The organism is Dellaglioa sp. CoH-55-MRSF-9 (assembly GCF_056782155.1).
Genome location: NZ_JBXAYG010000102.1, coordinates 1 through 264, shown reverse-complemented (window position 1 = coordinate 264; position 264 = coordinate 1). Strand labels below are relative to the sequence as shown.

Below are 264 nucleotides of genomic sequence, written 5' to 3'. Positions count from 1 at the left end.
ACCTGGGCTTCCTCGACGCCGAATTCGCGCGGCTCGGCCTGCCGCCGTTCACCGAGCATTGCGGCGGCGTGATCGACACGCTGTGCAGGCCAAGCAGATGTTCCCGGGCAAGCGCAACTCGCTCGACGCGCTGTGCGACCGCTTCGGCATCAGCAACGCGCACCGCACGCTGCACGGCGCGCTGCTCGACTCGGAGCTGCTCGCCGAGGTGTATCTCGCGATGACGCGCGGCCAGGACAGCCTCGTGATCGACATGCTCGACGA

Annotated in this window: 1 protein-coding gene; it reads left to right on the top strand. The window is 68.2% G+C overall.

What is annotated here, in order from left to right:
* Window positions 1-58 precede the first annotated feature (58 nt).
* On the top strand, window positions 59-264 hold a 206-nt coding region (locus AC1RPV_RS07955; RefSeq protein ID WP_481764229.1), incomplete at its 3' end, for a hypothetical protein.